The sequence below is a fragment of the Pelatocladus sp. BLCC-F211 genome, from assembly GCF_041928655.1.
GTDB lineage: Bacteria > Cyanobacteriota > Cyanobacteriia > Cyanobacteriales > Nostocaceae > Pelatocladus.
In genome coordinates this window covers 1-26,046 of sequence record NZ_JBHFLM010000078.1, presented here as the reverse complement: position 1 = coordinate 26,046, position 26,046 = coordinate 1, and the positions used below count along the sequence as shown (strand labels likewise).

The following is a 26,046-nucleotide window of genomic DNA, read 5'->3' as shown; positions in this document are numbered from 1 at the left end:
ATAAATGAAGTTCAACATTCAAATTATCTTAGCTACTGAGTTGTAATTGCTGGCGTTTAGATCAACAGATGTAAAGATTTTTCCTTTCAGATTTAGCATGGGATGTGAGTACAATGACCATCACAACCACTAAACCAAAATTGCAGGAACAAAAGCAAATTAAGAAAGAACAGTTATCTGAACATTCAACAGATATTGGTACTCCTCAAGTTCCCCTCCGTCAACTCACACTGAAGCAAGAGCATGAGTTGCTTTGTGATTGGGAAAACGCATCTTAATTTAGCACCTTGTCTGATCAACCTATAAATCAAGTCAAACAATTTTGGATTTTGGATTGAGTCCCAGGATTTATCCGCTGTACCCTCCTCGGAAGTATCCATCGGTCAGTCCCAATGAAAAAATTTCACAACCAAACATAAAAATATAACTCCTCCTACACCCCCACACCCCTACACTCATTTTCAAGACAGGAAATACTTGAGAAATAGGAGCAATCATGAGAATCCCACTACAAATCACCTTTCACAATATTCCACCATCAGAAGCTGTAGAAGCAAAAATTCGCTCCTTAGTTGATAAGTTAGAGCATTTTTATCACCGAATTACCAGTTGTCGAGTCATAGTTGATTCCCCACATCGACATCAGCGTAATGGGAAGCTTTATCAGGTGCGAATTGACATCACTGTGCCAAATGGGGAAATAGTTGTCAAACGTGACCCACCTGAACATCAAAGCCACGAGGATATCTATGTAGCAATTCGTGATGCTTTTGATGCAGCCAAGCGCAAACTGCAAGAGCATCTCAGTATGCTACGGCAGGAAACCAAGACTCACCAAGTGCAGCCTCACGGACGAATTGCCACATTATTCCCAGATGAGGGCTACGGATTTATCGAAACACCTGATGATCGCGAAGTTTATTTTCATCGCAATAGTCTATACATTGGTGATTTCGAGCAGTTGCAAGTGGGAGACGAAGTTCGTTTTGCAGAAGAAGAAGGTGACAAGGGACTTCAAGCTAGCACTGTCAGAGTGATTGGTAAGCATCACCTACAAGATTGAAACTGTTGATTGCAGACACTTTCCTCATATTTCAGGGAGTATCAACCACTTCCTCACAAGTTCCTCAAATTTTCCTTTTAACCTCAAGATAGTGGGAGAAGTTTACCTGTTTACAAAAGGGTCTTATGGTTTTACCAGTATCTCTCTATACGTAACGATTGGTCTTTTGTGTTTCTAGTGGAAGTGAGCGATCGCGTTTTGTATAAGTTGCTTTTGATACCTGTGATTTTAAACTACGCACAGGTTCATCTAGCTAAAGGCGAGGAATTAACCGCTATTTGTCATCGGATGCAATCTCTTTGTGCAGCTTTTTATACTAATTTTATACAAACATCAGCAGGATTAGAAGTCACATTAGAGACTGGGAAAAACGCCAATATTCAGTTCTAATTCTTCTCTGTATACATAGGAGGCAAACGAATGAAATTACTCTCTATTGCGGAACTCGAAACACTAGCAAAACAACATAGAGAAGTTTGTGTATCAATTTTTATCCCAACTTACCATTCAGGAGCAAACACACAACAGAATCCAATCCGGTTTAGGAATTTAATCCGAGAAGCTGAAGAACGTTTGATTGAGCATGGTTGGCGTTCTGAAGATGCGAAAAACTTACTAAAACCAGTTACAGAGCTAGATGAGTATGAATTTTGGCAACATCAAAGTAATGGTTTAGTAATCTTCTGCTCCCAGGACTTTTTGCGGTATTACTCTCTACCTATAGATTTTGCAGAATTAGTAATTGTAAGTAACCGTTTTTACCTTAAATCTCTATTTCCTCTATTTCATAGCGATGGGCATTTCTATGTCCTAGCTCTCAGCCATAATCTGATTCGGCTATTAGAAAGCACTCGTTATCACATTGAAGAGATTGATTTAACTGGCATACTGCCAAGTTTAGCTGAGGTACTGCGGTTTGAAGAACCAGAACGACAAACCCCTTCCCATACAGGCACTCCAGGGGCAAAAGGTGGACGACACGCCGCTCCTGGTGGAGTCACGGTATTTCACGGTCATGGTGCTGGTAATGAGGATCATAAGGAAAACCTTAGCCTATACTTTCATCGGGTAAATGAGGCGTTGCGGGAGTTCCTCAAAGAGGAACACGCTCCCTTGGTGCTGGCTGGAGTGGAATATCTTTTGCCGATTTACCGAGAGGCAAATACTTATCCTGATCTCATAGATGCTAGTATAACAGGCAATGCAGAACTACTGACACCAGAAGAATTACACGCCCAAGCCTGGAAAATAGTGGAACCATTATTTTTGCAAGCGCAACAACAGGCGATGAATCAATACCGAGAACTGTTGGGAACTGGAAAAGCCTCCAGCAAAATTACAGAAACTATTCCGGCTGCTTGTCAGGGGCGCGTTGACAAGTTAATTGTCGCTCTTAATCAGCAGCAGTGGGGTACTTTTGACCCAGACACCCAAACGGTTCAGGTACATCCGAATGCAGAACCCAACGACGAGGAATTATTAGATTTCGCTGCAACTCAGACTATCTTAAATGGCGGTACCGTCTATGCAGTTGAGTCGGCAGATATGCCAGATGATACAGCATTAGCTGCGGTATTTCGCTATTGAGATAGGGAACGGGGAACGGGGGATGAGGAACAGAATACTTAGACCACATTTCAATCAGGAATGGATTAAAGGGAAGGCAAAAATATGAACCTGAAACACAGAGGCATTTTAATAATCATCCTGATTGCAATTATTGGTCTATCTTTATCTAAAACACTGGTGCATATTCTGACTGAGGCATGGTGGTTTGATACAGTAGGTTTTTCGGAAGTATTTTGGGCAAGGTTAACCTGGCAAATTCTCGCTTGGGTCGTAACCTTTGTTTTCTACACTCTGTTTCTCTGGAGAAACTATCAGATTGCTATGCACCAAACCCGACATAGTTCCTTTCGCTTGTTTGAAGACAGCACGTTGGTAGAAGACTATGCCGATAAATTTGCTAATTTTCTGGCTTTAGCGTTGATTTTGTTGATTGGGTTTGGTGCAGCAAGTGCCAGTACCCCAATGTGGGAAACTATTCTTAAATATCTGCATCCTACTAATTTTAGCGATCGCGATCCGATATTTCAACAGGATATTGGCTTTTATGTCTTCCAGCTACCGCTTTACCAAGCTATTTGGAACTGGTTGTTATTCGCTGTTGTCTGGGGGCTAATAGTATCTTTTCTGGTTTATTTCCTCAAAGGTAGTTTTACACTCAGGCGGCGTAACGGACGAAATCCCCTGAATGGTAAGGTCAAAAACCATTTAAGTTTGCTGTTAGCAGGAATCGCCGGATTAATTGCTGTTGATTTCTGGCTAAAACGTTACAGTCTACTTTACTCAACTAATGGGATTGTATTTGGTGCTGGTTACACTGATGTTCACGCACGGTTGTTTGCCTACTGGGTGACAAGCATTATTGCGTTATCAGTAGCAGTCCTATTAGTTCTCTCGATGAGGCGAAGAAGTTACGCCTTACCCATGACGGGGATTGTATTATTCTTTATAGCTTTAGTTTTACTCAACGGTATTTACCCTTGGTTTGTCCAACAATTTATCGTTGAACCCAACGAATTAACTAAAGAAAAGCCCTACATCGCCAATAACATCAAATTTACCCAGAATGCCTATCATTTGCATGACGTGCAACGGCAAAATTATACAGCCGTAGCCCAATTAAACCGTCAAGTTTTGCAATCAAACCAGCCAACTATCCGCAATATTCGCTTATGGGACTACCGCCCGCTTCTTAGTACCTATCGGCAAATTCAAGAGATTCGGCTTTATTACCAATTTCATAGTGTAGATGTAGATCGCTACACCCTCAATGGCAATTATCAACAGGTGATGCTATCGGGAAGGGAACTAGCTTATTCTCAATTACCCTCAGAGGCTAAAACTTGGGTTAACCAGCGTTTGAAGTATACCCACGGCTACGGTTTGGTGATGAGTCCAGTTAACCAAGTCACATCCGATGGTTTACCGGAATTGTATATCAAAGATATTCCGCCTGTCTCTGGCGTGGATCTACAGGTGAGCCAGCCAGCAATTTATTATGGGGAAAAAACTGATAACTATATTTTTACTGGTACAAAAACCCCAGAGTTTGACTATCCCCTTGGTAATGGCAATGCTTATACTACCTACAACGGTAAAGGCGGCGTATCAATCCCCACAATATGGCACAGATTAGCTTATGCTTACGATTTGGGTAGCCTTCAGATTTTAATTTCCAATTACTTTCATCAACAATCGCGTATCCATTACTACCGCTTACTTCAGGAAAGGGTAAGTCATGTTGCACCGTTTCTGCATTTGGATCGCGACCCCTACTTAGTGCTAATTAATGGTAGATTACAGTGGATTGTGGATGCTTATACAGTGAGCGATCGCTATCCTTATTCTCAGCCAGTGGTACAAACTCAGAATGCTGCCGAAAATTTCCAGGGCGGAAATCTTGAACAGATTTTACACAGTAATATCAACTATATCCGCAACTCAGTTAAGGTATTACTTGATGCTTACGATGGGACAATGCGGTTTTTTGTTGTCGATGAAGCTGACCCCGTACTGCGTACCTACCAAAAGATTTTTCCTCACCTATTTGTACCCAACTCTGCAATTCCATCTCAGGTAAAAGCGCATTTTCGTTATCCGCAAGACCTATTTAAAATTCAGGCGCAAATATATCTTGTGTACCACATGAACGACCCGGAAATGTTTTACAACCGGGAAGACTTGTGGCGCTTGCCCATCGAAACCTATCAAGGAAACGAACATATCATGCAGCCTTACTACATGATTATGCGCTTACCAGGAGCAGCCAAGGAAGAATTTATCCAAATTTTACCCTTCACCCCTGCTAACAAAGACAACATGATTGCCTGGATGGCGGCGCGTTCCAATAGCAAAGAGTACGGTAAGTTGCTGTTGTACGAATTTCCCAAACAAAAACTCATCTTTGGCCCTCGGCAAATTGAGGCGCGAATTGACCAAGAACCGCAAATTTCCCAACAGTTTACTCTATGGAGTCAGGCTGGCTCTAAAGTGATTCGCGGAGATTTGTTAGTAATTCCGATTGAGCAATCTTTACTTTACGTTGAGCCAGTATATTTGCGAGCAGAACAGGGCGAGTTACCTGAACTCAAACGGGTAATTGTTGCCTATAACACAGCTGTGGTAATGGAAGACACTTTAGAAAAATCTCTAGCAGCAATTTTCGGTGGTGTTGAGGAACAGAAGCCAGTACCTAGTCCCATCACTGGAGAAGTATCAAATTTAGCTAAATCTGCGTTGGCAACTTATCAAAAAGCACAGGAAGCACTGCGTCAAAGCAATTGGGCTGAGTATGGACGTTATCAGCAAGAATTAGAAGAGATTTTGCAGAAGTTGAATCAGGGTAGTAAGTAATTACCGATAACTAACGCGCTTTCCGTCATCAATTTGCTCACTGGGATGAAGAATTACTACTTCCCCTTGCTGAAGTCCTCGTTTAATTTCAGCTTCAAAATCGCTACGCTGCCCAATTTCAATCTGCCGTCGTTCAGCTTTGCCATTGTTAACCACAAAAGTACACCAGGATTTACCACAGCGAAACAGCGAACTCAGTGGTACTTTTAATACGTTTTTCCCATCCCAGACAACAATCTGTACGTCAACGCGATAAGCATCACCAAATGAGAGAGATTTATCAGTAAAATCACCAATGACATTGACACGCTGTTCTTCAACGCCAAGGGCAGAAACTTTGGTAAATGCAGAAGGCTCTATATATCTAACTTTCGCCTGAATTGCTTTGGTTTCGGCTCCTTGGTCGATGAAAATTTGAGCATCTGGTTTAATTTTGGTGGCATCGCTGGAAAGCACATCAATGACTAATTCCAGGTTGGAGACATTGCCAATATCTAAAAGTGGAGTGCCAGATGTCACATATTGGGCGCTTTTTTTTTGTACTCGCAATACTTGTCCACTCACGGGTGAATGGATGTCTGTACGAGCTGCTTCATCTTTTAAATTAGCAAGTTCGGCTTCGACGCTAGCAATACGAGCATCGTAAACTTTGAGTAGATAATCGGGGTCGCTTTTTTGCTGTTGCAATACACTTAGGGCTGCTTGTGCTACCTCAACTTCATTTGCACTTGCTTTTGCAGCTAGGTTTGCAGTTTCCAATTCTTTGACTTTGGTGGTTTGATTGAGTTCTGCAAGTTCCCAATCTTTGCGAGGAATTACCCCAGATGCTTGCAATTGTTGAGCGCGTTGGGTATCCCGTCGTGCTTGCTCAAGTGCTGCTTGTGCTTGTACAACTCTTGCTTCAGCTTGTCGCTGATTCGCTATTGCTGCTTGAATTCTTTGGCGTGCTTGTTCTAAATTTGCTTCCTTCGGTCGTTGCGTTGCGACACCTTGGCGCTGTGCTTGCCATTCTGCCAGTCTTCCTAAAGCTTCTTTGACTGAAGATGTGAGAGGAAGCGGGTCAATTCTGGCAACGATATCTCCTTGCTTGATTTTATCGCCTTCATCTAGTTCAATGCGGGCAAGACGACCATCAACGGGAGCAGAAATGGTAAAGCGATCGCGTACTCTTGTTTTACCTTCGGCATTAACTGTAACTCGTAACTCACCCCGACTCACAAGCCCAGTATCAACAGCAATGGGGGCAGGACGGAATGCCTGTACAATGAAAACGAAGGTGGCGATTGCGATCGCAACATAAATCAACGGCTTGGGTGAGATTTTCCGCAGACGCTTGGACACAGTTTCAGTTTCCGGGCTGGGTTTGCGGTGAGTTGGTTGATCGGGTAAGGGTAATAGCTTCATAACCACGTTCACGTCATGCGATCGCGATCAAGAAATCCTGATCTGGCTATGAATTGAGGTTAAACCAAAAAGTTGAGGAACTTGTGAAGCGGATAAATCTGAAATTCTCACAAACAACCTCTAACCGAACCGTATTGCCATTACTCTCTCGTTTTCAACACAGCAACTAAATCCAAATTCACCAATTGACGGCGCACAATTGCCCCAGAAACAATAGCGGCTATAGTCACCACCACAAACGCAAAGGCAAAAGTTGCCCTAGTCACAACTAAGGGGATGCGATAAAGTTCTGAGTTGTAGGTAAGGGACATTAACGCACAAAGACCAAATCCGATCGCAAAACCCAAGGGAATTGCCGCCAGCGTCAGTACTGCTTGTTCGCCCAAAAGAATTACCGAAATTTCGGCTTGCGTGAAACCAATAACCCGCAGCGTTGCCAGTTCTCGGCTGCGTTCCGATAAAGCAATACGGGCGGCGTTGTAAACCACCCCAAAGGCAATAACACAAGCAAAAATTACCATTACACTAGTGAAAATACTGAGGCTGCCCGCGATGGTTTCTTGAAAACGAGCGATCGCCATCTCCCGTATCGATACCCCACTCACTGCTGGTGTCCGTTTTAGCAGCGCATAGAGTCGCTCAATTTGCAGTGAGTCAGCCGCCAAATATGCTCCAGATATGGTTCCTCCCTCTTGCATTAACCGATGCAATGCCCGGATATCCATGTATGCAGCCAGACCGATGAGTTCATCAACTAGCCCTGCAACGGCAACAGTGCGGGTTGGTCTTTCTCCCTCCAAAACTTCCACTGTCAGCACATCACCCGGTTTGACTCCGAGAATTTCCGCTAGCTTTGTCGTCAGCATGACCCCATTTTCTGGTAGATTTACCGCATGTAAATTGCGATTCACCAACCGACGCAGTTCGCCTCCTACTTCCAATCCTGTCAAACCAATGCGATAGGTGCGGTGTTCAAAACGCAACCTTGCGGGTACGGTGCGGAATGGTTCGGCACGCAAGACACCTGGTAAATGGGTGACTTCATAACGCGCGCGGTTCGGACGGGGTTCGTTAAACACAATCGTCACATCCTCTCGTTGGACATGGCGGTACTGCACATCAATCATGTATTGCATCGCGTCGGTTGAGTAACGACCAACAATCAATATGGCTACCGCCAGGGAAATACCCACAATCGACAGCAAAGCCTGGATTGGTTTGCGTTCCAAATTCCGCAGGATCATTCGACCGACGGGCGAAACCAGAGACTGAAAACCCAAGCGTTCGATGATAGTGCGGCGAAAATGGGCGGGTGGTTCGGGACGCATGGCTTCGGCGGGAGGGAGAGAAACTGCTTTCTGCACAGCCATAAATGCACCGATGACAGCCGCACCAAGACTAATAAAAATAGCACCAGCCACCACACTTATCCCCGCTTCGTAACGCAGGAGGGGAAAGGAGAAAAACCGCGTGTAATTTTTGGTGACAGCCGCACCAAACCACAACCCTAAAGCTGTTCCCAGGAATGCACCTGTCAATGCGATCGCTAGGACAAACTTGAGGTAATGTAAACCAATACTTAAGTTATTGTAACCAAAAGCCTTGAGGACGGCGATTTGGTCGCGTTGGGTGGCGATAATCCGAGAAAGTAGGATGTGCAACAAAAATGCAGCGATACCCAGAAAAATGGACGGTACTATAGTTGCAGTCCCTTGTAATTGGGTAATTTCTTCTGAGAGAAAACGGTTAGAAAGTTGGTCTTTGCGTCCGTAAGCCCCAAACCCGCCATATTTTTCCAAAAGCTTGTCGAGGTGGAAAATCACATCCGCCTCAACTGCACCCCGCATCAACGTCAGCGTCAGATCATTAAACGCCCCATCCATATTAAAAGCAGTTCCCAACGCTTTCCGTCCCATCCAAAAAACGCCAAACCGCTTATTATCAGGGAAAATGTCGCCTGTTCCCTGGATGGAGTAGACATACTCTGGCGACAGCGCTATCCCGACAATTCGCAACTTTTGCCAGCGTCCGTTGATCACTGCACCCACAGAATCACCCAAATTTAGGTTATGTGCCTGGGCAAAGTTCTCACTAATTAATACCTCATCGCTGCGTCCTGGTTCAATGTAGCGCCCTTTACCTATATAGAGGTCATTGAGCATCGGCGTTTGGCGCTCTGGTATCGATATTAACCGCCCCGTCGCAGGTTCATTCCGTCCGGGAATGTCGAGGCTGACATCTGCGATTACCCGTGTCTGTACCTGCGCTACTCCGGGAATTTCCCTTATTTGCGCTGACAGTGATTCGGGGGCGCGTTTGAGTTGGGCAAAGACTTGAGCAAAATGGTATTGCTGGTAATAGGTAGCCTGGGAGAGTTTCAGGGATTCGTAAGCACTCAACATCGAGACAAAACTGGCAATTCCACAGGCGACAACGAGTGCGATCGCAATGATTTGACCACGCAAGCGTGAAAGGTCACGGATGAGTTTTTTGTCGAGTGCTTTCATGATAATTGCCGTCTCGTCAAGGATTTGTCACCTTTATTTTGAGGTTAGGCAAAAATTTTGAGGAACTTGTGAGACCAGTTTACGAAAAATACATAATGCCATCTTCAGCTACCCAAAATACTTGTAGAGACGTTGCAATGCAACGTCTCTACATTATTTTTCTCATCTTCGCTCATCTTTGCAGTTCTGAGGATGTCATCATTATTCACGACCTATAAACATCTTTACGATGCTTTACTTTGACAACCGTAACTAATAACAAACCATCCTGTATTTCGTAAATAATTCTATATTTTCCCAATCGGACTCTGTATAAATTATCCGAACCTTCTAATTTGGTCACACCATCAGGACGAGGTTCGATAGCAAGTTCTTCTAATTTAGCAACAACTTTCTGTTGAACATCAAGGGGTAATTTTTTTATTTCTCTTTTTGCTGCTGGAGCAATTTCTACTTCGTAACTCACAAACCTAACTCTCTTTTGAGTTCATCCAAGGAAGTCGTGCCAACTTCTTTTGCTTCTTTTAATGCAGCTTGTGCATCCTCCAAATCTTCTTTATCTTCTTTGGCTTTCAAAAATAACAAAAAATCTAGAACCTCGCATACGATTTCTTCTGGTACGTTTTCTATCTCTTCAATTATTTTTTGTTTGACATTCATAAATTTTACTTTATGCAGGTTGATTGCATTATACTATTCTTCCAAGGCATAGCGCTTTCATACACAAACCTCTTAAGTTGATATGTAGGTTAGGTAGAGACGCACGAAATGTATCGATGTTTGACGAATAATTTATTTTGCGTCGGAACCCAACATGATATTTTGGGTACATTAAAAGTATAAATGTTGGGTTACGCTACCCTGCGGGTTCCGCGTCAGCGGTACGCTTCACCCAACCTACAATTTTTACTGTTCATACAGCATGATGGCAATCTCTACCTTTAGCTCATCCTCGCTCATATTTGCGGCTCTGAGGATATCATCAGGAATCACGATGCTCATAGGGTTTGTGGCTGGAGGTATGGGTTACTCTAATTTTAAGCGAATAGGTGGAGTTCAAGTTAGTATAGGCGATCGCAATGATTTGACCACGCAAGCGTGAAAGGTCACGGATGAGTTTTTTGTCGAGTGCTTTCATGGGTTATCTGATTGTGACGAGTTGAGACGGGTACTTACAGCTTTAGCCCCCGACGTTCAAAGATTGTCCTGATGTCGTTGATATGTTTTCCATCTTCAATATCTCGATCCATTTCTAACAGCTTGTTAACATAATTAGTAGCAGAGTTGTTACGAATCTCCGTTGGCTGAAGATTAGTCCAAGCCAAAAAGAGGAGTTTGTCCGCGATCGCCTGCCCAAATTGTTGACGCATCTCCCAAAAAGCACCACCCCAAATTTCGCCAAGCAGTTGTTCAGGAGCATTCGCAGGGAGATCGCTAAACTTGCGTTCGTTCTGAAGGTTACGGATATAGTCTTTATTGAAAGCTTGTTTAGCAAATGTTTCCGCAACCAATGGATTCCCTCCAAAGCTACAAGGCAAATAGTCCGCCAAGCCAGATTCGATTGATCTGTAAGCTTGCCCCCAATTTTGGAATGGTTCCTTGATGAGGGACAATAAAATGTAGTGTGCATATTCACGGAAAACGATATCTAGATCGCTTGTTGCAGCTTGAGATAAGACCATATGATTATGCGCTCCATCGTAATAGGCATCTCCTTTAACTTCAGGTTGCACCTCTACGCTGATTTGACTGTCTGAAGACTTGTACCCTAAATTTTGCAAATATTTTTGAAATGAGTTTAATGAGGCTTCGAGAGAGTTTTGAAGTTCGGGTGTTAAAGCAACGGACGGTTGAAAGACTATCCCGCCAGCCTTGGGTAGAGAAGGCAAAGGATTCTTACCAGCTTCATCTACCAGTGGTTTACGTTGTTCTTCAGTTAAGTGAATTAACTTAGCATTGTCCAGAAATATTAGGTTTGCTGCGGCTTGTTTGGTTTGTCCTGTTTTGATTGCCTCTAAAATTAAGGTTCCTTCTTGCTTTTCCCGTTCAAGGGCCCGGTTTTGGTAGCTGCTCCAAAAGTTGCTCAGGAGGCCAATAATCCCTCCTATAAGGGCGACGAGAATAGGCGCAGTCCACTGACCCCTTACTGCCTGCTTTCTCTCGATTTCTAATTCTTTTAGTTTCAGTTCTCTCTCTTGCTCAAGGCGCTTCTGGTCTAACAGAAGCTTTTGTATTTCGATGTTGTCCTCGGTTTTGAGGATGTTGTTGTCTTCATCAGACATAGAGACCTCCGGATTTAATTAACCAGATTCCCACGTCATTGTGGCCTTTTTGATTTGCGTCTCACTTCTTATGTTTTGAATGTGCTGAGAATTGGCATAACCAATGCGATCGCTCACCTTAATCTTGAGGTTAGGGGATAAATTTGAGGAAGTTGTGAGATGTAGAGTAAGTTGAAGTTTGAGTTGATAAAAGCTTTGGTTCGGATGGTAAGTTATGTAATGTGTGTTACGTTCCTAACGCACCCCAAAACTATGATGGTGCGTTACGCTATCGCTAACGCACCCTACGAAATTTGCAGAAAATTTCACAGGCATTTACCCTAATTACAAAAAACTACGGTTCTAAACATAACTATGTTAAGAAATATAAAATCACTGAAACTCTTACCAATGACAGATGACAAATGACAAATGACGATATTAACGAGTGAAGTTTAGTTTAAACTAAAAATAACGTCGTTACAGTTTGATAATGAAACAAATGACATTTAAAGTTCAAGCATTTTGGGATGCTGAAGCAGAAGTTTGGGTTGCAACTAGCGAAGATGTGCCAGGATTGGTCACAGAAGCTTCTACAATTGAGGTTCTTACGCAAAAGCTCCGAGAAATGATTCCGGAACTCATTTTTCTCAACAGAATTGTGCCTCCTGATTATGTTGGTTCTATCAGCTTTGAGTTAACTAGCCATCGACAAGAGTTGATAGAGGTGGCTTCATAGATGGGTGCGTCGTTTACTCCTGAGTTGAAAAAGATTCTTTCTGAGGCTGGCTGCTACTTTGAACGACAAGGGAAAGGAGACCATGAAATTTGGTACAGTCCAATCACAGATCGTCGCTTTGTAGTAGATGGTTCTATTAAATCACGTCATACAGCCAACGCTGTTTTGAAACAAGCAGGACTGCTGAAAGCGTTTTAATCTTTATTTTTATACTTCATGCGATCGCGTAGCGACTCCTGCGGAGTATCGCACCCAACTACACCTACCACTCCAACTGTGCAGGCGCAACCTTACTCTCATTTTGCTGCACACTGGTAATTTGACCGCTTCGCATCGTAATTACCCTGTCAGCCATCCCTGCAATACCAGCATTGTGCGTAATCACCGCAGTTGTTGTCCCCAACTCACGATTTACCTGTTCCAGTGCTTCCAATACCAGCTTACCTGTTTGGTAATCTAGCGCCCCGGTAGGTTCGTCGCATAACAGCACCTCTGGACGTTTGGCTATCGCTCGCGCAATAGCTACCCGTTGTTGTTCGCCACCAGACATCTGCGCGGGAAAATGGTTGATGCGATCGCTCAATCCCACCAAATCTAAAGCCTCTTCCGGACGCATCGGTTTACGAGCAACTTCCGTGACTAATGCTACATTCTCTTTTGCTGTCAGGCTGGGAATCAAATTATAAAACTGAAAAATAAACCCGACACAGTGACGACGAAACCGAGTTAATTCTGCATCGCTAGCGTGGGTGATTTCACGTCCCCGAAAATACACACGACCGCTAGTAGGTATATCGAGTCCACCCAGAATATTCAGCAAAGTTGATTTACCGCTTCCCGATGCTCCTAGCAGTACTACGAATTCACCTTCATATAAGTCTAGGTCAACTCCTCGTAAAGCATGAACTTCCACCTCACCCATGCGATACACCTTAGTGATATTTTCCACATGGAAGACAACTTGCGGCGATGTAGTTAGATTGAGGTGAAATTGTGGATTTTGATCCACCTGCTTGCTCATAACTATAATTTAGACTCAGATGAATATGGTTATAGGAAAAAATTTTGAGTTTTTTGTGAGATCCCCGACTTCTTTAAGAAGCCGGGGATCTGTGTAGCCAAGGCAGTATTTTCCTCACAAATTCCTCAATATTTTCTCCTAACCTCAGAATAGCGCACCCCTCACCCCCGTCCACCTACCCTTGTTAGCGCCTTTGTTCACCCTATCCTGCTGTTTATCCTCAATTAGCGAGGTAAAGCAATGAATATAATCAATATCTTGCGAACTTCAACAATTAGAAGAATCCTATTAATCTTGGTTTTAGCTTTACTAGGAATCCTGTTGACTATTTTCCCAGCCTGGTCAACGATCACTGAAGGCCGAGAGCAAATAGTAATAAATGCAAATGAGGTCATCAACGATGACGTGTATTTGGCTGGCGAAAACTTGACTGTTGACGGTACTATCAAAGGTGATGCGGTGCTGGCTGGAAGGAAAATAACAATTAATGGCACAGTCGAAGGAGATTTGATGGCTGCTGGTCAAGCGATAGTGATCAATGGCACAGTCAAAGATGATGCTCGCATTGCCGGTCAGGTATTGCAATTGGGTAGCAAAGCACGGCTGGGAGATGATCTGATGGCAGCTGGCGCAAGTCTAGAAAATCAGGCAGGTAGTACAGTTGGGGGAAATTTATATTTTGGTGGCGCTCAGGCCTTATTGGCTGGCAAAGTTGACCGGAATGTTGTTGGTGGGATGAATTCCCTGGATTTGCGAGGTACTGTTGGCGGGAACATGACAGTAACCGCGATCGCCGATCCCAATGTTTTGCGAGGACCTTTCGCATCCCAAACACCTGTGGCTATTCCACAAGTTCCAATTGGTCTTACCCTGGATGATTCTGCTCAAGTTGGTGGTAAACTTACATACAAATCGCTGACCACAGCAAATATTAGTCAAAACGCACAGGTAAAAGGTGGTGTGGTTCAAGAAGAATTGGCTCCAGAATTGGCAGGTAGACCAAATCCCGCTTGGATTGTAATTCATCAGTTCCAGAAATTGTTAACATTGATACTCATAGGATGGTTAATGCTGCGGTTTATACCTACCTGGACTCAAAGTTTGGCAGCAACAGTGCAAGCTAGACCATTAGCTAGTTTCGGTTGGGGTATTGTCAGCTTTTTGGGTATTTGGGCAATCATGATTGTCATTACAATTGCAGCCAGCATTCTGATTACCCTATTTGCGTTAACTCTGCCAAACTTAATCCTGCCAACCATAGGCTTGGGAATACTGGCTAATCTTAGCTTGGTAATTGGGTTTCTGATTTTTGCCAGCTATGTGCCTCAGATTATCCTCAGTTTTCTGGGTGGACAATGGCTGTTACACAAAATACGACTAAACGTATCAAATAGACGTTTTACATCCCTCATTATTGGCTTGGTAGTATTTGTTATCCTCACCGCAATACCAGTTTTCGGTGATATTCTCAGCTTGATGATTATCTTTGTTGGCTTGGGTGCGCTGTGGACATTGTGGAGATCAAAAGGCGATCGCTTGCACAATCGCCAACTGATTCTCGATACTACCAGTTGATATTCACTAAAAATATGCTGGCTCTGGTTGCTAAGGTAAACTTTAGCCAATTAAAGCTGTGGCATTGAACAGTCTAAATAAGACAGCAGATATGCAATGCGATCGCCAAAGTAACAAGGTAGTTTCTGTAGATGGGAGCAACCTGAAAAAGTTGGGTAGTAAAATTTGGGGCGTAAATTGGCTATTTTTATGTGCTATCACAACCAAAAAATCAAATTTTATTGAGAATTTAGCTGTTTAATTCTCAATTACACCTCGATCCAACTTTTTTGCGTTGCTCCCCTGTAGATTCAAGATTTTGGAATATGAACCGTATTTATGAATAACCTTAAGAACATCGGGATCAAGCTTTCCGAGACACTTTCCAAGCTTCCGGATGGACTAAAGTGGATTGTTGCAGTACTTACTGGTATTACAGCAATTGTTGTTTCTTATTCTCAACTGCGTGTAACAGTGATAGTTCCATTGCGAGACAGGCTATTTCCGTCTTTCCCTTCCAACAGAGTTGTTTTCGTTGCTTCTGATCGGTTGACCGCAAATTCTTACCTAGACCTGTTGTCTCAGAAGGATTTTCAACTTAAATACTTACACTTTAACCAGATAGATGAACTGTTAGATTACAAGCCTGGAATTGTAATTGTGGGAGGTTCCTTTTCAACAGCGCCGCAATCATTGCAACTAAGTGCTCCAGTCAGGCGCTCGGTGCTCAGGGGGTAGGACGTGAACCGAAAACCACCAGATGTCAAGGCAGGTACTGGCGAATTGCGATCCAGGGAAACTTAGCTTTATGGGGATATAGCCGTCCAGCTCACCTCATGACAGAGGAAGGCAAATCACTCTACTTAGGCATTGTGAAATACCTTCGAGAAACTCGATTTAGTGCTCTTTCGCAAGATAGAACGTATTCCGATATTGGCAATTATAAAGATGTACTTGGTTGTAATTTCACGACTTACACGTACACCTTCAGAGTTAACCAGCCAGGGCGCATAGTGGCAAGAGCAAAAGCCCAAGAACCAGTTGCATTAGTTCTGAACGGACCTTCAGTACCAGGTAGTTTATCCACTCAAGACAGACCGTTTGATCGCCAGGACGGATTATCTACTCAGGTAGAATTCACAGCAACACCTGAACTTATCAGCCGAGGTAAAGAGTGGACGGTTGGGATATCGTACTTTGGTGATGTAACAGAGCAAACTCAAATACATTACGATCTAAGCTTGGACTTTCCGAAAAGAAAAGAACTCATCTGGTTCTGGATAGTTTTAGGAATTGCTGGTTTTATCCTAGTAGTTTTTGGTGTCACGAAATTATTTTTCGTTACAAGAAGGTTCTCTAGGAGTGAAACTAGAAACACAGAGGACTCAGGCACCTAATAATGTTTTTAGGCTTTATGTCCATCACCCATTCGCTCATTGCAGTAGTAGGGCCAATCCTCGAAATAAAATGCCCAGCCGTCGCTTTCGCCCTCAAAGCGAAAGCGCGCTCTACCTTGGGTTTGGCCAAAATATATTTAATACGGCTGGGCATTTTATTTTTTGGAGATCCCTAGGAACGTCCCTCATCAAAAAAGTCAACTAAACCAATGCACTGAGTAACGGAAATCTAGATTATTTCAATCTAATGCGATCGCTCAAGGTTTTTAGTGCGATCACTGAATGCCTATCTACAAATAAACTGACGGGTCTAGTTGTTTACAACTAGACCCATCAGCTATCCCAGTTTATTTGATACAAGGTTTCCTCCACAACCAACTTAGGTTTATACGTCTCGCAGACTCCTCACTCGAACCTCCCACAAGTCGCATCTTCCGAGATCCTGGTTTGGCTTTACTCTTACCTCCGCTTTCTGGTAAGGGTGTTGCCACTTTATTTTATCTGTGTTAGAGGTTCTCTGCGATCTCACTTATATATTAACATATTTTGATAGTTGCAAGTGCTATTTTTTGGTTTTTCATCTATTAAAAATAAATTCTCAAAATTGAGTATTCTAAATAGGCTAAACTGCGTGTATAAGCTAGCAGAATATTGGTAGCAATCAGCAACAAATCTTAATCTATTATTTGTGAACACAAAAGTCATTTACATGGGTTTTATTAGAAAATATTCAGATGACATTAAGGAGGTAAAGATCATGCAAAAAGAATATATGGAGATTTTAGAAGGATTAGTTGATCAATTGACATTATCAGCAATCTTAGAAATGTTAGAGCGAATATGTCACAAAAAAGCGGAAAATATGAGAACTCATTGGCAAGATGAAACTTCAGCAAAGCTTTGGGAGAAAGCTGCTAGACAGATAGAACAGATAAATGTTGATGTTTGATTAAACAATAAAGTCAGGTAAATAAAAGAGATTGGGTTCTGGGAAGATTCCAGTATTTACACTGCGCGAATTGTGTGCCTAATCTTTCTTATTTAAAGAACACTCAAAAGCCCGCCCCTTATCTGTTTATTTCTTACCCAGTTTCCTCCCTACTGGCTAAATCTGAACTTGTAGCGTATTTATGATTAACTATTTTTGCTGATTTTAGTAAGTAAGTTGTGACTGTACTAGCATTAAATTAAGCAACCATTAGTAATCAAGCTTGCTAGGGAGCAAGGAGGGTGGCATGAAACCTGTAGAATTGAAAACGACAGAAGGCATTCATGTTGAGATCAATCCTAATGCAGTTTCGGAAATAGTAGAAATCGAAGAAGAACAACCTGGATTTTTATTTTTTCCTGGAAAAGAAGCAGTGTATGAAATCCATATGATGGACAAAGAAGTCTACCGGGTTACTCAGGAAGAACATGACAAATTGAAAAATTCCTCGGAGTGAGTGAGAAATTAGGGGCGGTAGCAGAACTGACAGCTAATTATGGATGGCGAGAATCACAATGTTCTAATCAAAGAGCAGCTTTCAAAAGTTCTCGCATTGAATGAGCTTGAACATGGTTGGGGAAGAGAATGAAAAAGTCATTTTATACTTAAGCTAGACGAGAATCTCTTCATCACTCGTTGTTGTACCGGAAGGTGGGTTATGGCAAGCTTTAGCATTTCTGGAAACATCGTAGACGTTCTCCACAAAACCATATTTCCGGGAACAGTCTTGATCAACAACGGACACATTCAAGCGATCGCACATGAAAATGGGCAAGACTACGACCAATATATTCTTCCCGGTTTTATTGATGCTCACGTTCATATCGAAAGTTCTCTGCTCGTACCAACTGAATTCGCCCGTCTGGCAACGGTACATGGTACGGTAGCAGCAGTTTCCGATCCCCACGAAATAGCCAATGTCCTGGGGTTAGCTGGTATTCGTTTTATGCTTGCCAATGCTGCCCAAACACCGTTCACAATAGTGTTTGGTGCGCCCTCCTGTGTTCCTGCAACTGAGTTTGAAACAGCAGGTGCAGAATTGACAGCCAAAGAAATTCGCGAACTGTTTGAGCAAGATGGTATCTCTTACCTCAGCGAAGTGATGAACTTTCCCGGCGTTTTAAATCGCACAACGGAGGTGATGGAAAAAATCCGGCTTGCCCAAAAATTAGGACATCCAGTTGATGGACATGCACCAGGATTGTGTGGTGAGGCAGCACGCAACTATGCTAATGCTAAAATTACTACCGACCACGAATGCTGCACCTTGGCGGAAGCTCTGGATAAACTTGCATTTGGAATGAAAATTATCATTCGTGAGGGTTCGGCAGCCAAAAATTTTGATACATTACACAACTTGATTGATTCCTACCCAGATCGATGCATGTTTTGTAGTGATGACAAGCATCCTGATGATTTAGTCAAAGGGCATATCAACGAACTGGTGCGGCGTGCTGTGGCATTAGGTCATGATGTCATGAATGTGTTGCAAATTGCCTGTGTTAATCCTGTCTGGCACTACAAAATGAATGTAGGATTACTGCAAGTTGGCGATCCTGCGGATTTCATCGTGGTGAAAAATTTACAAGACTTTACCGTACTGTCTACCTACTGCAAAGGGATTTTAGCAGCGAAAGCGGGACAAGCTATACTTGCATCTGTGCCAGTCACACCGATAAATCAATTTTTCGCAACTGAGAAACAAGTGGCAGATTTTCGCATTCCCGAAAACGGCTCAACTGTGCGCGTGATTACAGCAGTTGACGGACAGTTAATCACAACTGAAAAGCATCTACCTGCCTATATTCAAAATGGCGAAGTGATCGCAGATATAGAACATGATGTTCTCAAAATTACCGTTGTCAACCGTTACAAAAATACTCCACCAGCCGTAGGATTAATTCAGAATTTTGGACTCAAACAGGGAGCGATCGCCTCTAGTGTGGCTCATGATTCCCACAATATCGTGGCTGTTGGTACAACTGACGAGGAACTCTGCGCGGCGGTGAATGCGGTGATTGAGGCTAAAGGAGGTATTACTGTAGTAGAAAACAGTACTGTCCAAGTGCTTCCTTTACCTGTAGCTGGACTGATGAGTGATGCAGATGGCTACATAGTTGCAAAACAGTATGCTCAAATGGATGCTTGGGCAAAACATCTGGGTTCTCAACTATTAGCACCATTTATGACGCTTTCCTTCATGGCGCTGCTGGTAATTCCCGATTTAAAATTGAGCGATCGCGGATTGTTTAGTGGCAAAGATTTCCAGTTTGTTTCTCTGTGGATTGATTGAGGAATAGATGAGAAAACATCCATCATAATTTCTTTCATAATTTCTTTACAACTAGTTCTATGTTGTTATGATCCTGACATAGCCTTTATCGGGTTTGTGGATAATTTTAAACGAAAGGGTGCAGGCAATTTATCTTGATAGCAAACACATTAGTCTACGGAAATGCCACAAGTCTTTACCAAGCCAGATAGTTGCTTGCTTACCGAAGGGACTATCATCAAGAATAGCTTGCAGTTCTTTCTTGAATACTTCGTCACCGTTGTGGCAAAGAATATGTACTGGTTCAGCACCCAATTCCAACAAGAAGCTAACAACACTGATAATTAGGTCTGGCTCGCCATAGATTGCAAACTTCTTACCATGAATCCAAGCGTAGGAATCGGTCATGGCGTCAACTAAGCGACCGCGTTCGATTTCTAACTCTTGAGGAATGGGCTTACCAGTCATTTCTGAGAGTGTCATCAGAAATTCATCTGTACCCTTGACACCAAAGGGACGCAAAACCTTAGTTTTTTGCTTCCACTTGCTTTCAATATATTCACGGGTCTTGGGAGTGGTGTAAGCTTGCAGAGCAACAGTAGCTTCAGCGTTGCAAGCTTCGGCAGCATCTTCTAACTTAGTACCACCTGGGTACATTTCGTATTCACCATTATTAGGTGAATCAAAGTAATCGCTGGTATCAGAAAGAATTGTGTAGTCTATATCCATCAAACCTAGCATCCGCTTGAGTTCGCGGTTGTTACCAACGTAGGTATCAAAACCAGGGATGAAGTTGATTTTGCCGTTAGTTTTGTCTTTCTTCTTACCTTCACTCAGGTTAGATAGAATTCCCTTCATCATGTTGTCGTAACCAGTGATGTGGGAACCAACAAAGCTAGGGGTGTGAGCAAAAGGTACAGGAAAATCTTGGGGAATAGAACCAGCATTCTTAGCGTTGGTGATAAATGCACCCAAGTCATCACCGATAACTTCAGCCATACAGGTGGTGCAAACAGCAATCATCTTGGGCTTGTAGAGTGTATAAGCAACACTCATACCTTCAATCAAGTTATTTAAACCACCGAATACGGCTGCATCTTCTGTCATAGAAGAAGAAACAGCAGAGCATGGTTCTTTGTAGTGACGGCTAAGGTGAGTACGGAAGTATGCAACGCAACCTTGAGAACCTTGGACAAAGGGAAGAGTTCCTTCAAAGCCGAGGGCTGCAAACATTGCACCTACTGGTTGGCAACCTTTAGCTGGGTTAACTGTTAATGCTTCGCGGGCAAAGTTCTTTTCACGGTAGTCCCAACCTTTTGTCCACTCAGAAACCCGTTCTACTTCTGCGTCAGAATGTGCGCCTTCAAATTGTTCGTGCTTGTTCTTGAAGAGTTCGGTGTATTCTGGCTGTTTAAATAGGTCTACATGGTCTACGATTTTGTCAGGATTCTGTGGCATTTTTGTATCTCTTTTGCTTGCTGGGGTGGGTAATGGTGTTTACACGCAGACCAGGGATTGGTAATTGGGAATCGGGGAATGGGAATTGGGGAAGAATTCTAACCTAATTCCTAATCCCCACTCCCTAATCCCTAGTCCTCAGTTCAGACTTTTTTTTAGGCAACTTTGGTTTTAGCTTCTTTCTTGTTCCAAGGAGTATTAACTAATCCCCAAGTTGGGCTATTGAGTGCTATGTCCATGTCGCGAGCGAAGATGGCGAAGCCGTCGTAACCGTGATAAGGCCCGGAGTAATCCTTTTTGTGGTTTAATGGCTTTTAACAGCTTAATGTTTGTAGTAAGCAGTGTTAATCATAAACATTGTTTGCTAATCACAAATAAATTTTTAGGCTAAATATAGGCTAATACCACAGCGATGCAAAATCAGGATAAAGACAAGTATCAGCAAGCCTTTGCAGACTTAGAGCTACTGTCATCTACTGACGGCAGTTTTATTGGCTCAAGTCTGCAAGCAAAGCAACAAAGGGAGCATATGAGAGCAAAAGTACTAGAAGAATTAGAGAAGGTAAATCTGCGTTTGAAGTCTGCAAAAACAAAAGTAACAATTAGGGAATCGAATGGAAGTCTGCAATTACGTGCGACGTTACCAATTAAACCGGGGGATAAGGACACAAGAGGGACTGGGAAAAAGCAATACAATCTCAGTTTGAATATTCCTGCTAATCTAGATGGACTCAAGACAGCTGAGGAGGAAGCTTACGAATTAGGTAAGTTAATTGCTCGTAAAACCTTTGAATGGAACGATAAATATTTAGCGAAGGAAGCAATTAAGAAAGATTTTAAAACAATAGGTGATTTACTGGAAACATTTGCAGAAGAATATTTTAAAACCCATAAACGTACGACTAAAAGTGAACATACTTTTTTCTATTATTTTTCCCGCACCCAGCGATACACTAATTCTCAGGATTTAGCAACTGCGGAAAATTTGATCAGTTCCATTGAACAAATCGATAAAGAATGGGCTAGATATAATGCAGCCAGAGCTATATCTGCATTTTGCCAGACATTCAATATAGAAATTGATTTGTCTAAATATTCCAAAATGCCCGATCGCAATTCCCGGAACATACCAACTGATGCAGAAATCAAAACAGGAATTAATAAATTTGAAGACTATCTAAATACCAGAGGTAATCAAGTCAATCAAGATGTAAAAGATAGCTGGCAACTTTGGCGCTGGACGTATGGAATGTTAGCAGTGTTTGGTTTACGTCCAAGGGAAATTTTTATTAATCCTGATATAGATTGGTGGTTAAGTAAAGAAAATACAGACTTAACATGGAAGGTAAATAAAGATTGTAAAACAGGGGAAAGACAAGCATTACCGTTACATAAAGAATGGATTGAAGAGTTTGATTTAAGAAATCCTAAATACTTAGAAATGTTGGCAACGGCAATTAGTAAAAAAGATAAAAATAATCATGCGGAGATAACTGCTTTAACACAGCGCGTTAGTTGGTGGTTTCGTAAAATTGGATTGGATTTTAAGCCCTATGATTTACGTCATGCTTGGGCAATTCGAGCGCACATTTTAGGCATACCAATCAAAGCAGCAGCAGATAATTTGGGTCATAGTGTACAAGTTCACACGCAAACCTATCAGCGTTGGTTTTCACTTGATATGCGGAAGTTGGCGATTAATCAGGCGTTGACTAAGAGGAATGAGATTGAGTTGATTAGGGAAGAGAATGCGAATTTGAAGATGGAGAATGAAAGGTTGAAGTTGGAGATTGAGAAGTTGAAGATGGAGTTAGTTTATAAGCGAAGTTAAATGTAATAAAGAAATAATGTCATGCAGAGCCACCCAACTGGCAAACAATTCACTCCGTTAGACTGCGGATGCGATCGCAAATTTGCTCGCTCCTGGGGAATCTGAAGCTATCATGTCTACTCGTATTTAACGAGTTTTGATATAATTACTGATGCCAGAAAGCTAGCTTAATTTTAAACTTAAATGAATTTCAATAAAATGATAAACTATGCAAGAAGATTCTTTAGAAGAATTACGTAAAGGATTTATTGAAGCTATTGCTGCTCATAAGTTTATAGAATTAAAATTTGGGATTGACCGAAGCATTGAAATCAATAAAATCAAACAACAGTGGAGGAAAATAAACCAGAACTTGACTTCTATTCCAGATTTGAATGTGGAAGCAAATTATAGTATTTCTAAATATCAAGTTTTTGAATTACATTTACTCAAGCTCCAACAGGAACTAGAATCTACCAAAGAACAGCTTTTGGAACAGCAGACAATAACCAACAATCTTATTGGACAAAATTCAACAGCTTTGAAACAAATTCAAGAATTAATAAAATTCATTAATACACCGTCTACTTTAAATGATACAATAAACTATGATTGTATCATTCCGTAGTATAGCAAGTAGGGTGCGTCAGCTTGGGTATAGTATTTCATCACGCAAATAAATCTATGCTGACGCACCCTACAATATATCGGTTATTCTCGACCAGTATTTTCTGGTATATTTGGTGTTTGAACTGTTCCCCAATCTTTTGAATAAAATCCTTGTTTAACAAAACGGTGAAAACTTGAATATTGCCATTCCTTGGGAGATTGGCATAAACCATGTTTGACGGGATTATAATGAATATAATCACAATGGTTGGCAAAATCTTTTTCATCTCTAATTAAATGTTCCCAATATCGCCTTTGCCACAAATTACTTTCTTGGCGTTTTTGGCGAGATTCACTAATTTCTGCTGTTATACCTAATTGCTTTGCACAGCTATAGGTAACAAAACTTTTAATTAATCGCCAACGGATTGCATAATTACTATCATTGTCCGGTAAAGTCCAGATACAATGAATATGTTCTGGTAAAAGAGCGATCGCATCAATAGAGAAAGGATAAATTTGCTGAACTCGCCTAATAGATTTGCGGAGATGTTCTCGACCAATATCGCTGCATAGCCAAGGAATTCTTTGATAAGTTACCTGAGTAAAAAAGAAAGTACCTCCAGAAGCGATCGCTCGGCGATAATTGGACATTGTTCGGTTTATTAATATTTAAGTGCAAAAATTTTGACTGCAACAGATACACGCTACTACTAAACCAATGTGGGGTGTGTCAGATTGGGTTACTATTTCATCATGAACATAAATTAACGCTGACGCACCCTACAGAATAATTTTTTGGTGACAGAGCGATCGCATTCTTATGATCAGGTGCGTGGTTAATCAAATTAAACCGTACTATGAACTTTTTGCTGGAGAGGAATCTGAATGATGAACTCTGTTCCTTCATTAGGAGTTGAGTGACACTCTAGTTTACCGTTATGGTTTTCCGTAACAATTTGATAACTGATGGACATCCCCATCCCGGTTCCTTTACCAACTGGTTTGGTGGTGAAGAAGGGATCAAATATGCGTTGCTGAATGTTGCTAGGAATACCAATGCCGTTATCAGCGATCGCTATTTCTATCCAGGTAGTATTAACAATATCTGTGCGAATCGTAATTTGATTTGAATCATCTGGAATTTCCTGATCACTACGCTTGGCATTGCATTCTTCCAATGCATCAATTGCGTTTACCAGAATATTCATAAATACCTGGTTAAGTTGTCCAGCATAACACTCTACTAAAGGCAGAGTAGCATAGTCTTTAATCACCTCTATTTCTGGTCGTTCTGATGTGGCTTTGAGGCGGTGTTGCAAAATCATCAGAGTGCTGTCGATCCCTGCGTGAATATCAACGGCTTTATATTCAGCTTCGTCCATGCGCGAGAAGTTGCGTAGCGACAACACAATTTGCCGAATGCGCTCAGTACCTACTTTCATCGAAGACAACATTTTCGGTAAGTCTGACTGCAAAAACTCCAAATCTAACTTCTCGGCAGCTGTTAAAATTTCTGGAGCAGGATCAGAATTATACTCCTGCTGTAACTCCACAAAGGACAATAAATCTTGAGTATATTCCTGTACATGAGTCAGGTTGCCGTGAATGAAATTGACTGGATTATTAATTTCGTGCGCTATACCAGCCACCAATTGTCCCAAACTTGACATTTTTTCTTTCTGAACCAGCTGCGCCTGTGCAGTTTTCAGATCTTGTAGAGTCTGTATCAGTTCAGAAGTTCGCTGCTCAACGCGAAGTTCTAGCTCATTGTTGGCTTGCTCTAGTTGCATGGAGGAAGTGCGATTTTCCAGCCTCGCCGCCGATAAAATTAATGTGACAATAGTCAATGCGCTCATAAAGGATTGCAGGAGCATCAAGGAAGTGCCAACTGAGTCTTTGGCAAAAGACCCAAATCCTTTAGATGTACCAACAATGGCAATTATTGCCATGACAATAATTAAAAGTGTGGTTTGCCACTGTTCTAACCGAAAAGCAGCCCACAGCAACGGCAGCACCATCATATATTCTACTGGGTTGTCACTGCCAAAGGCTGCACACCCAATGCCGATTAACAGTGCTAAGACGAGAAAAAATTCTGCCAGCAACTTTCGTTTCCCACGCTGACGGGTGCGTAAATGGTGAAACAATGCTAATAATGCAGGTGCAATAATTAACATACTGACAACAGTGCTGATATACCACCCCAGCCAAATCGTTTGAAAGTTGTCCCAGGTGGAAATTCCAACAACACACTGAGTTGTTGTCCCCACCAAGGCGGTAAAGGGTGTAAAGGGGAGGAGCAAAGCAATAAATTTAATCGCATCTTGTGCTTTATGAAATGGGTATGGTAGTTGAATGAAGCGAGCCACTAAGGTGGTAATGATAACTGAATCGATCGCGTTGAGCTTTGGCAGCAGCAGCCCCGCGCTCAATTGCGTTGCATGAGCGTCGGGAAGAATGCGTGCAAGTTGACGACACTTCCCTGACCAATGCCGGAGGCGAGGGAAGGGGAGATGGAGGAAACGAGCAAATCTCCCGTGC

25 protein-coding genes and 1 pseudogene are annotated in these 26,046 nt (G+C 42.3%); 15 read left to right on the top strand and 11 right to left on the bottom strand.

Annotation, left to right across the window (positions count from 1 at the left end; genetic code table 11):
• Positions 1-113: 113 nt before the first annotated feature.
• The 5 genes from ACE1AT_RS09275 (at position 114) to ACE1AT_RS09255 (ending at position 5,482) form a co-directional block, all read left to right on the top strand.
• Entirely contained in the window at positions 114-278 is a 165-nt protein-coding gene (locus tag ACE1AT_RS09275; protein ID WP_374867525.1) for a hypothetical protein, read from the top strand.
• A 218-nt stretch (positions 279-496) separates the two neighbouring features.
• Positions 497-1,063 (top strand): HPF/RaiA family ribosome-associated protein, encoded by a 567-nt coding sequence (locus ACE1AT_RS09270; protein ID WP_374867523.1) that lies wholly within the window; start codon positions 497-499, stop codon positions 1,061-1,063.
• A gap of 168 nt (positions 1,064-1,231) precedes the next feature.
• The gene (locus tag ACE1AT_RS09265) at positions 1,232-1,453 is read left to right on the top strand and encodes a hypothetical protein (protein ID WP_374867521.1); all 222 of its coding nucleotides are present in this window, start codon (positions 1,232-1,234) and stop codon (positions 1,451-1,453) included.
• Between the two features lie 30 nt (positions 1,454-1,483).
• Entirely contained in the window at positions 1,484-2,650 is a 1,167-nt protein-coding gene (locus tag ACE1AT_RS09260) for a hypothetical protein (RefSeq protein WP_374867519.1), read from the top strand.
• A gap of 84 nt (positions 2,651-2,734) precedes the next feature.
• A complete protein-coding gene (locus ACE1AT_RS09255; protein WP_374867517.1) occupies positions 2,735-5,482 on the top strand; it encodes a UPF0182 family protein in 2,748 nt (915 codons plus the stop codon).
• On the opposite strand, the gene ACE1AT_RS09250 is transcribed toward ACE1AT_RS09255, so the two are convergent.
• From ACE1AT_RS09250 to ACE1AT_RS09225, 6 genes are all read right to left on the bottom strand, one after another.
• Entirely contained in the window at positions 5,483-6,886 is a 1,404-nt protein-coding gene (locus ACE1AT_RS09250; RefSeq protein WP_374867516.1) for an efflux RND transporter periplasmic adaptor subunit, read from the bottom strand.
• Between the two features lie 140 nt (positions 6,887-7,026).
• Positions 7,027-9,393 (bottom strand): ABC transporter permease, encoded by a 2,367-nt coding sequence (locus ACE1AT_RS09245; RefSeq protein ID WP_374867514.1) that lies wholly within the window; start codon positions 9,391-9,393, stop codon positions 7,027-7,029.
• 205 nt (positions 9,394-9,598) lie between these two features.
• Positions 9,599-9,859: a type II toxin-antitoxin system RelE/ParE family toxin gene (locus ACE1AT_RS09240; RefSeq protein WP_374867512.1), complete on the bottom strand. Its 261-nt coding sequence runs from the start codon at positions 9,857-9,859 to the stop codon at positions 9,599-9,601.
• Positions 9,856-10,053: a DUF2281 domain-containing protein gene (locus tag ACE1AT_RS09235; protein ID WP_374867510.1), complete on the bottom strand. Its 198-nt coding sequence runs from the start codon at positions 10,051-10,053 to the stop codon at positions 9,856-9,858. Before ACE1AT_RS09235 ends, ACE1AT_RS09240 begins: the two co-directional genes overlap by 4 nt.
• 322 nt (positions 10,054-10,375) lie before the next feature.
• The gene (locus tag ACE1AT_RS09230; protein ID WP_374867508.1) at positions 10,376-10,531 is read right to left on the bottom strand and encodes a hypothetical protein; all 156 of its coding nucleotides are present in this window, start codon (positions 10,529-10,531) and stop codon (positions 10,376-10,378) included.
• 34 nt (positions 10,532-10,565) lie between these two features.
• Entirely contained in the window at positions 10,566-11,675 is a 1,110-nt protein-coding gene (locus ACE1AT_RS09225) for a hypothetical protein (protein WP_374867506.1), read from the bottom strand.
• Between the two features lie 472 nt (positions 11,676-12,147).
• On the opposite strand from ACE1AT_RS09225, the gene ACE1AT_RS09220 reads away from it, so the two are divergent.
• Both ACE1AT_RS09220 and ACE1AT_RS09215 read left to right on the top strand, forming a co-directional pair.
• Entirely contained in the window at positions 12,148-12,393 is a 246-nt protein-coding gene (locus ACE1AT_RS09220; RefSeq protein ID WP_374867504.1) for a DUF1902 domain-containing protein, read from the top strand.
• On the top strand, positions 12,394-12,591 hold the full coding sequence (locus ACE1AT_RS09215; protein ID WP_374867502.1) for a type II toxin-antitoxin system HicA family toxin: 198 nt from the start codon (positions 12,394-12,396) through the stop codon (positions 12,589-12,591). It begins immediately after the preceding gene.
• Between the two features lie 64 nt (positions 12,592-12,655).
• On the opposite strand, the gene ACE1AT_RS09210 is transcribed toward ACE1AT_RS09215, so the two are convergent.
• Positions 12,656-13,315: an ABC transporter ATP-binding protein gene (locus ACE1AT_RS09210; RefSeq protein ID WP_374867680.1), complete on the bottom strand. Its 660-nt coding sequence runs from the start codon at positions 13,313-13,315 to the stop codon at positions 12,656-12,658.
• 339 nt (positions 13,316-13,654) lie between these two features.
• Here ACE1AT_RS09210 and ACE1AT_RS09205 point away from each other — a divergent pair, with 339 nt between their 5' ends.
• The 6 genes from ACE1AT_RS09205 (at position 13,655) to ade (ending at position 19,646) form a co-directional block, all read left to right on the top strand.
• Positions 13,655-14,989: a hypothetical protein gene (locus tag ACE1AT_RS09205; protein WP_374867500.1), complete on the top strand. Its 1,335-nt coding sequence runs from the start codon at positions 13,655-13,657 to the stop codon at positions 14,987-14,989.
• 58 nt (positions 14,990-15,047) lie between these two features.
• Positions 15,048-15,230: a hypothetical protein gene (locus ACE1AT_RS09200; protein WP_374867498.1), complete on the top strand. Its 183-nt coding sequence runs from the start codon at positions 15,048-15,050 to the stop codon at positions 15,228-15,230.
• 574 nt (positions 15,231-15,804) lie between these two features.
• Positions 15,805-16,365, top strand: coding sequence for a hypothetical protein (locus tag ACE1AT_RS09195; RefSeq protein WP_374867496.1), 561 nt, complete (start codon positions 15,805-15,807; stop codon positions 16,363-16,365).
• Positions 16,366-17,122: 757 nt separating this feature from the next.
• A complete protein-coding gene (locus tag ACE1AT_RS09190) occupies positions 17,123-17,314 on the top strand; it encodes a hypothetical protein (protein ID WP_374867494.1) in 192 nt (63 codons plus the stop codon).
• Between the two features lie 286 nt (positions 17,315-17,600).
• Positions 17,601-17,810, top strand: a complete 210-nt coding sequence (locus tag ACE1AT_RS09185; protein WP_374867492.1) for a hypothetical protein — start codon at positions 17,601-17,603, stop codon at positions 17,808-17,810.
• Between the two features lie 201 nt (positions 17,811-18,011).
• Complete coding sequence (gene ade, locus ACE1AT_RS09180; protein WP_374867490.1) at positions 18,012-19,646, top strand: adenine deaminase; 1,635 nt, start codon at positions 18,012-18,014, stop codon at positions 19,644-19,646.
• A 129-nt stretch (positions 19,647-19,775) separates the two neighbouring features.
• Here the strand turns inward: ade and nifK are convergent, their stop codons facing one another.
• Both nifK and ACE1AT_RS09170 read right to left on the bottom strand, forming a co-directional pair.
• Complete coding sequence (gene nifK / locus ACE1AT_RS09175) at positions 19,776-21,083, bottom strand: nitrogenase molybdenum-iron protein subunit beta (protein ID WP_374867488.1); 1,308 nt, start codon at positions 21,081-21,083, stop codon at positions 19,776-19,778.
• Positions 21,084-21,238: 155 nt separating this feature from the next.
• Positions 21,239-21,385: pseudogene (locus tag ACE1AT_RS09170) on the bottom strand (nitrogenase molybdenum-iron protein subunit alpha); the annotation flags it as partial.
• Positions 21,386-21,495: 110 nt separating this feature from the next.
• Between ACE1AT_RS09170 and ACE1AT_RS09165 the strand changes: the two are divergent.
• On the top strand, positions 21,496-22,914 hold the full coding sequence (locus tag ACE1AT_RS09165; RefSeq protein WP_374867486.1) for a site-specific integrase: 1,419 nt from the start codon (positions 21,496-21,498) through the stop codon (positions 22,912-22,914).
• Between the two features lie 208 nt (positions 22,915-23,122).
• On the top strand, positions 23,123-23,521 hold the full coding sequence (locus tag ACE1AT_RS09160; RefSeq protein WP_374867484.1) for a hypothetical protein: 399 nt from the start codon (positions 23,123-23,125) through the stop codon (positions 23,519-23,521).
• Positions 23,522-23,604: 83 nt separating this feature from the next.
• On the opposite strand, the gene ACE1AT_RS09155 is transcribed toward ACE1AT_RS09160, so the two are convergent.
• Together ACE1AT_RS09155 and ACE1AT_RS09150 are read right to left on the bottom strand one after the other, a co-directional pair.
• On the bottom strand, positions 23,605-24,156 hold the full coding sequence (locus tag ACE1AT_RS09155; RefSeq protein ID WP_374867482.1) for a transposase: 552 nt from the start codon (positions 24,154-24,156) through the stop codon (positions 23,605-23,607).
• 194 nt (positions 24,157-24,350) lie between these two features.
• The coding region (locus ACE1AT_RS09150) for an ATP-binding protein (RefSeq protein WP_374867480.1) at positions 24,351-26,046 on the bottom strand (1,696 nt) is incomplete at its 5' end.